The organism is Novosphingobium organovorum (assembly GCF_022832435.1).
Lineage (GTDB): Bacteria > Pseudomonadota > Alphaproteobacteria > Sphingomonadales > Sphingomonadaceae > Novosphingobium > Novosphingobium organovorum.
Map to the genome: position 1 here is coordinate 1 of NZ_JALHLF010000149.1, position 6493 is coordinate 6493.

Consider the following 6493-nt stretch of genomic DNA (forward strand, 5'->3'; position numbering starts at 1 on the left):
CCGTGACGCCCAGCGCCGCTAGGCCGGGGGTGCCCGCGAGCAGGCCCAGCTCGATCACCGCCAGCGTGTGCCCGTCGAGCCCGAGCAGCGCCGCGGCGGGCAGCGTCGCCAGCATCAGCGGCGGCCCGAAGCTCAGCCAGTGGGCCAGCACGCGCACCGCGATCACCATCTCCTCGGCGATACCGCGCAGCGCCCACTGGTCGAACTGGCCCTGTTCGATGTCGGGTTCGACCAGCCGGTCAAGCGGGAGGATCGCGGCAAGCAGCGCGGCGATCCAGATGACCCCGCCGCCGGTCCGCGCGAGCAGCGGCGCGTCGGGGCCGACCGCAAAGGGGTAGAGCATCGCCACCGACAGGAAGAACAGCACCGGCATCAGCGCCCCGCCGCCCCGCGCGCCGAGCATCAGGCGTTTGACGTCGCGCGCCAGCAGGGGGGCGATCCGCCCGCTCACGCCGCGTAGTCCGACAGCGCGAGGGTGCGCAGTGCCGACAGCCGGAACGGCTGGTGCGAGGCGACGAGCGCGAGCCCGCCCGCGGCGCAATGTTCGGCGACCAGCGCCTCGGTCAGCTCCACGGCGTGCACGTCAAGCCCGTTGAGCGGTTCGTCGAGCAGCCAGATCGGCGCCTTCTGCCCGATCAGCCGGGCGAGCGCGGCGCGCTTTTTCTGCCCGGTCGAGAGATAGCGCACCGGCACGTCGAGCAGATCGGCGAGGCCAAGGCGCTCCAGCGTGGCGTCATCGTGCGCCCCGTCGAGTTTCTGCCAGAAGCCGAGCGCGGACCCGAGCGGGAGCGAAAGGTCGAGCGCAGGACGCTCGTCGACGAGGCCGACGCTGCCGCTGCGCTCCACCGTTCCGGCGTAGGCCGGAGCCAGCCCGGCGCAGATGCGCAAGAGGCTCGATTTGCCGATCCCGTTGCGCCCGGCAACCTGAAGCGCCTCGCCCGCGTTGAGGTCAAGCGACAGCGCGCGAAACAGCACCCTGTCGCCGCGTCGGCAGGCAAGCTCACGGATGGCGATTCTGGCCTCTTGCATGACCGCGTGCCCTAGTAGAAAGGCCGGGGTCTGCCAAGCGCCCCGGTGTCTGGCGATTCGATGAAAGTGTGCGCTTATGCCCGTGCCTTCCCTATGCGACGATGACCGTGATGCCCTCCTGTCCGCGCATCCGCTCTGGCGCCTTCGCGGCGATGGCAAGGCGATCGAACGCACGCTGAAATTCGCCGATTTCAACGCCGCCTTCGGCTTCATGACCCGCGTCGCGCTCCACGCCGACAAGGTCGATCACCATCCCGAATGGTGCAACGTCTATAACCGCGTGGAGATCACGCTGACCACGCACGATGCCGGTGGCCTCAGCGCGCGCGACGCGCAGATGGCCGCCTTCATCGATGCGGCCGCGATCGCGGGCGGGGCGGGCTGAGCCCTGCGGCCATGGACGATCGCTTTCTCAACCGGCCGCTGTCGGTCGTGCTCGACTTCGCGCGGTTCGCCAGCGCGGTGCTCGTCGTCGTCGGGCACAGCGCGCAGCTGCATTTCTACACCGGGCCCTATCCCTTTACCGCGCGGCTCCAGCATTACTGCGTGATCGTGTTCTTCGTGCTGTCCGGGCTGGTCATCTCGACTTCGGTCACCGCACGGCGCACCTCGCTGGCGCGCTACACCGTGGCGCGGGTAAGCCGTATCCTGCCGGTGGCGGTTCCCGCGCTCGTCTTCGCCGCCTTCGCCGCTTACGTGCTGGCCGGACAGGCGCCGGTGCGGATCGACAACAGCCCCGACGATCCGCTGCTCTTTGCCGAGCGTATCCTGCCGCCGCTGGTGTTCCTGAGCGCCTGGCCGGGGATGCCCGCGCCGGTGTGGAACCCGCCGTACTGGTCGCTGTGCTACGAGGTGTGGTACTACGCGATCTTCGCGCTGGCGTTCTTCCTGCGCGGCTGGGCGCGCGCGGTCTGCGTGGTGCTGGCGTGCCTGGCGGCAGGCCCCAACCTGCTGTTGCTGTTCCCGGTCTGGCTGACCGGCGTGGCGCTGACCACCATCCCGGCGGCCCGCAAGCTGCCGATCGGCGCGGCGCCTTTCGTTCTGGCGATCTGCCTTGCGGCGGCCTGGGGCCTGTTCCGCATCGACATGAGCGTGCTCAACCCGCTCGCCGCGCAGCTGTGGTACGACAAGCTCAAATGGTCCTACTGGGTGCTGCCCGACCTGGCGATGGGGCTGATCATGGCGCTGGCGGTGATCGCGCTGCGCCCGCTGGTGACGCGCGTGGCGCCGGTGGTCGAGCGGCTGAGGGGACTGGCTCACGCGCTCGCCGGGTTCTCCTTCACGCTCTACCTGTTCCACTGGCCGCTGATCCAGCTGCTGCGCTCGTGGGGGCTGGAGGCGGGCGACAACCCGCTTGCCTGGGCCGCGCTGCTGGCGCTGGTGATCGGCACCTGCGCGCTGATCTCGATCCTCACCGAGCACCAGACCGGGCACTTGCGCCGCTGGATGGAGCGGCGTTTCCTGCCGGACGAGAGTTCCGCGCGCGCGTCGGCGGCGGTCACTGCGGTGTAAAGGGTGAAGAAGAAGGAGTAATAGTTTCCGAGGGTTATTACCCTCGGGCTCCCCGGACTGTCTGGGGCAGCCGGCGCGCGCATCGTTGCGCGATCGTGGCGGGGGTGGGCTCCGGGCGAAGCCCTTTTTGGTATCAAGGCCGTCTCGATGCCGTGGCCGCGGGATTGAAAGGGCTTCGCCCGTAGCGCCCCGAAGGGGCATCCCTGCCTCCCACGCGCATCGCTGGCTGAGAGAACTGCGCTCTACAGTCGGGGGTCAAGGGGTGTTAACCCCTTGAACAAACCTTTTCTTCTCCTTTGCTCCCCCCGATCTTTGCCTCGTGCCGTCCCGCTCGCTAAAGCCCGCGCCATGCGCACCTTCGACAAGATCATCACCGACCGGGGTTCGAAGTACGCCGTTTCGGGCGCGCCGTGCCGTGACGGGGGGGAGGCGCGCGCGCTGGTCGAGCAGCTCAGGAAGGCCAAACGCTTTGCCCGGGCGACGCACAATTCGTGGGGGCTGCTGGGCGCGGACGGCCCGGTCAAGAACGACGATGGCGAGAGCGGGGCGGGGATGATCATCCTCCAGCAGCTCGAGGCGGCGGGGATGGAGCGCCATCTCGTGATCGTCACGCGGTGGTACGGGGGCAAGCATCTGGGCGGCGACCGCTTTCGCCATGTGCGCGATGCGGTGGCCTATTACCTCGCCGCGCTGGAGGCCGGGCGGTAGGGGGCGTTGTGGGAGCCGGGCGGCCGGTCAGATGACCAGCGCGCCCCAGCTCACGGCGCCGTCGGGCACGGGCGCGCGGTTGCGGCGGATGGCGCACAGGCGGGTATCGCCGAGCCAGAGTTCCGCGTTGCGGTTGGCGGCTTCCTTGTGCGCGACGATCAGCGCCTCGCTCGAATCGCTGGCCGTGAATTCAAGCCGCTGGGCAAGGCCCACGCCGTCCTCGGCGAAGTGCAACTGGTAGACTGGCATCGCGTATCCTCGGGTCGTCCCCGCGCCGCCGAAAGGCAGGCGCGTCCATTCTCTCTCAAAACCGGCAAAGTGCGATCTTTTCATTGATCTGTCGCAAGTTGCCAGCCGCGGGGAGAATGCGCTTCGATGGCGAAAGTTCCACCAGGGTTTCATCCGGATCGGTGCAAAGAGACCGGGCGAGGGCCTGGCGCGCCGGGTGGAAGGGACTGGTTTCGCTCCGAAAAGGCCAGGGTCGCACGGACCGGGGGCGCAAGGCCGGTGCCGCTCCCGCGTGGCGCCGCGTGGCGCCGTCTGGGGGTGGCTCCAGGGCGTGGCTCTAAAGCGCCGCGTTGTTGTAGCAGTGCCAGGTGAAGATCGCCGCCGCGCCGCGGTGCGGGCGCCAGGCTTCGGCCAGCGCGCGGGTTTCCTTTTCGCTGGGCCTTTGGGCAAGACCCAGGATCTTGCCGATGCCCACCTGCACCGCAAGGTCGCCCGCGGGCCAGATGTCGGGGCGCCCTTCGGCAAAGAGCAGGTAGATCTCCGCCGACCAGCGCCCGATGCCCTTGATCTGGATAAGCTGCGCGATCGCCGCCTCGTCGTCCTCGGGCAGATTGTCGAGGTCGAGCGTGCCGGCCACGACCAGTTCGCACAAGGAGCGCGCGTAGCCCTGCTTCTGGCGCGACAGGCCGCAGGCGCGCAGCGCGTCGAATTCGGCGGCGAGCAGCGCTTCGGGCGGCACCGCCGCGCCCAGCAGCGCTTCGAGCCTGGCCCAGACCGAACTGGCCGCGGCGACCGAGACCTGCTGGCCCACGATCGTGCGCAGCAAGGTGGCGTAGCCGGTCGGGCGCAGGCGCGGTTCGGGGTAGCCGCAGGCGGCGAGCGCGCGCGCCATGGCCGGCTCGATCGCGCCGATCGCGGCCAGCCCCTGCTCGATCTGCCTTGCGCTCAGTCCCATGGTCGCCTTCCTCGTACAGACCCGATACCGCGCTTGATGGCCTTGCAGTATTACGTTTTGGTCAATTGTTATGAATATACCGGCTTGCCAAAGCCCGGCGGCGCTTCTAGCACCGCAACGCAGCGGCGTGTAGAGGTGCCGCGAAGCAATCCGCACCACCTAGAGGGGAACACAGGAAAATGCCGCAGATCACCGTCGTCAACTCGTCGGGCGAGGAAAAGAGCGTCGAGGCCGAACTGGGCCGCACGCTGATGGAAACCATTCGCGACAACGGCTTCGACGAACTTCTCGCGCTGTGCGGCGGTTGCTGCTCGTGCGCCACCTGCCACGTCCACATCGATCCCGCCTACCTCGATAAGCTGCCCGAGATGAGCGAAGACGAATCCGACCTGCTCGACAGCTCGGACGCGCGCAACGAAACCTCGCGCCTCTCGTGCCAGGTTCCGGTCACCGACGCGCTCGACGGCCTCAAGGTCACGATCGTCTCGGAAGACTGATTCTTTTTCGATGGTCCGGCGCGGGGCGGCAAGGGCCCGCGCCGGACCATCGCGACGCGTTCACCGTGCGTCCAGCTTTACCGGCCTAAAGCGCAATTGAATTGCGACACCGACAGGCCCGACCTACATCTTCCCGCATGACAGCACCTGACTCCCGACCTTCGTCCATCGACCTCATCGGCAACACGCCGCTCGTCCTGCTGAAAGGACCAAGCGCGGCGGCCGGATGCGAAATCTGGGGCAAGTGCGAATTCGCCAACCCCGGCGCCTCGGTCAAGGACCGCGCGGCGCTGTGGATCGTGCGCGATGCGGAAAGCCGGGGCGAGCTGCTTCCCGGCGGCACGGTGATCGAAGGGACGGCCGGCAACACCGGCATCGGCATCGCGCTTGTCGCCAACGCGCGCGGCTACAAGTCGGTCATCGTCATGCCCGACAACCAGTCCAAGGAAAAGATGGACACGCTGCGTGCGCTGGGCGCCGAGCTGGTCCTCGTGCCGCCCACCAAGTTCGCCGATCCCAACCACTTCGTGCACACCTCGCGCCGTCTCGCCGAAGAGACGCCCGGTGCGGTCTGGGCCAACCAGTTCGACAACGTGGCCAACCGCAAGGCGCATATCGAAAGCACCGCGCCCGAGATCTGGCAGCAGATGGGCGGGCGGATCGACGGCTTCACGTGCGCGGCGGGCACCGGCGGCACGCTGGCGGGCACCGGGCTCGGGCTCAAGGCCTTCGACGAGGCGATCACCGTTGCGCTGACCGATCCTTATGGCGCGGCGCTCTACAACTATTACGCCAACGGGGAACTGAAGGCCGAGGGGTCTTCGGTCGCCGAGGGGATCGGGCAGGGGCGCATCACCGCCAACCTCGAAGGCGCGCCGATCGACACGCAGTTTCGCATGTCGGACGAGGAAGGCCTCGAATGGGTGCGCCGCCTGCTGTCCGAAGAAGGGCTGTGCCTGGGGCTGTCCTCGGGGATCAACGTGGCGGGAGCGGTCGCGCTGGGCCGCCAACTCGTCGCGCAGGGCAAGGTTCAGCCGCGCGTGGTGACGATCCTGTGCGACACCGGCTTTCGCTACTTGTCCACACTTTACAATCCCCAATGGCTCGAAGCCAAGGGCCTGCCGGTCTTTCCCTGGCTCGCCCGCTGAGGTAATTTTACACCCACGATGCCCGCCAGGATACCGCCCCAGGTTCTCGAGCCCCTGACATCGGCGCAGCATTACGCGCCGCCCGATCCACGCGAGTTGCGCGCGCAGGCGGTGCACCGCCTGCAGATCGGGCTGTTCGGGCTCTGCGCGATGCTGCTGATCGTGGGCCTGGCGAACATCATCATGGATCGCGCCCGGCTGGCCGACAAGGCCGACCCGATCCGCGACGTGGTGGCGGCCGATGCGCCCGACAAGAAGCCGGTGAGCGATCCGCTCGCCGACATCGGGGTCATGCCCGCCGCCGAACCTTCCCCCACGCCGACGCCGACTCCGGCCACCTCGCCCGGCGCGATGCCGGGGGGCAATACGGGAGCGGGCACGGGCGGCGGGCCGTCCGGCGCCAGTCCGAGCCCGAC

10 protein-coding genes are annotated in these 6493 nt (G+C 68.5%); 6 read left to right on the plus strand and 4 right to left on the minus strand.

Features of this window, described 5'->3' with window-relative positions:
- Positions 1-451: heme exporter protein CcmB (locus tag MTR62_RS19170; RefSeq protein WP_244023959.1), on the minus strand; the 451-nt coding region annotated here is incomplete at its 3' end.
- Complete coding sequence (ccmA, locus tag MTR62_RS19175) at positions 448-1029, minus strand: heme ABC exporter ATP-binding protein CcmA (protein WP_244023961.1); 582 nt, start codon at positions 1027-1029, stop codon at positions 448-450. The genes MTR62_RS19170 and ccmA, both read right to left, overlap by 4 nt.
- Positions 1030-1105: 76 nt before the next feature.
- Here ccmA and MTR62_RS19180 point away from each other — a divergent pair, with 76 nt between their 5' ends.
- From MTR62_RS19180 to MTR62_RS19190, 3 genes are all read left to right on the plus strand, one after another.
- Positions 1106-1414 (plus strand): 4a-hydroxytetrahydrobiopterin dehydratase, encoded by a 309-nt coding sequence (locus MTR62_RS19180; protein ID WP_244023963.1) that lies wholly within the window; start codon positions 1106-1108, stop codon positions 1412-1414.
- 11 nt (positions 1415-1425) lie between these two features.
- Positions 1426-2541, plus strand: coding sequence for an acyltransferase family protein (locus tag MTR62_RS19185; RefSeq protein ID WP_244023965.1), 1116 nt, complete (start codon positions 1426-1428; stop codon positions 2539-2541).
- Positions 2542-2889: 348 nt separating this feature from the next.
- The gene (locus tag MTR62_RS19190) at positions 2890-3249 is read left to right on the plus strand and encodes a YigZ family protein (RefSeq protein ID WP_244023967.1); all 360 of its coding nucleotides are present in this window, start codon (positions 2890-2892) and stop codon (positions 3247-3249) included.
- Between the two features lie 27 nt (positions 3250-3276).
- On the opposite strand, the gene MTR62_RS19195 is transcribed toward MTR62_RS19190, so the two are convergent.
- Together MTR62_RS19195 and MTR62_RS19200 are read right to left on the minus strand one after the other, a co-directional pair.
- Positions 3277-3498 (minus strand): hypothetical protein, encoded by a 222-nt coding sequence (locus MTR62_RS19195; protein ID WP_244023969.1) that lies wholly within the window; start codon positions 3496-3498, stop codon positions 3277-3279.
- Positions 3499-3814: 316 nt separating this feature from the next.
- A complete protein-coding gene (locus tag MTR62_RS19200; protein ID WP_244023971.1) occupies positions 3815-4432 on the minus strand; it encodes a DNA-3-methyladenine glycosylase family protein in 618 nt (205 codons plus the stop codon).
- 179 nt (positions 4433-4611) lie between these two features.
- Here MTR62_RS19200 and MTR62_RS19205 point away from each other — a divergent pair, with 179 nt between their 5' ends.
- From MTR62_RS19205 to MTR62_RS19215, 3 genes are all read left to right on the plus strand, one after another.
- Complete coding sequence (locus MTR62_RS19205) at positions 4612-4929, plus strand: 2Fe-2S iron-sulfur cluster-binding protein (RefSeq protein WP_244023973.1); 318 nt, start codon at positions 4612-4614, stop codon at positions 4927-4929.
- A gap of 137 nt (positions 4930-5066) precedes the next feature.
- Positions 5067-6077: a cysteine synthase A gene (locus tag MTR62_RS19210; protein ID WP_244023974.1), complete on the plus strand. Its 1011-nt coding sequence runs from the start codon at positions 5067-5069 to the stop codon at positions 6075-6077.
- Between the two features lie 18 nt (positions 6078-6095).
- Positions 6096-6493 (plus strand): hypothetical protein (locus MTR62_RS19215; protein ID WP_244023976.1); only part of this gene is annotated, 398 nt, incomplete at its 3' end.